1 protein-coding gene is annotated in these 223 nt (G+C 42.6%); it reads left to right on the top strand.

Annotated features, from left to right (window positions below; translation table 11 throughout):
- Positions 1 to 223: HpcH/HpaI aldolase/citrate lyase family protein (locus tag ACM615_RS24030; RefSeq protein ID WP_431012651.1), on the top strand; the 223-nt coding region annotated here is incomplete at both ends.

Raw genomic sequence — 223 nt, 5'->3', positions numbered from 1 at the left:
CAGACTTGCTCGGTTCCTCTCTTCAATTACTTACCGGTTTTGTGTTCCCGAAGTACTCGGTTCATAATGCGAAGGATTATTTGGACAGTCTGAAACAGGCATCGTCCCAAACGCAGACAACACTTTATGGGATGCCCATTTTGGAAACACCTGATTTACTAGAAAAAGAAACAAGATATACGGTGTTGTCAGAGTTAAAGCAGATCTTGCTGAATGACGAGGA

The sequence above is a fragment of the Rahnella sp. PAMC25617 genome (assembly GCF_050606005.1).
Classification (GTDB): Bacteria; Pseudomonadota; Gammaproteobacteria; order Enterobacterales; family Enterobacteriaceae; genus Rahnella; species Rahnella variigena.
This window is presented reverse-complemented; position numbering and strand designations above follow the sequence as displayed.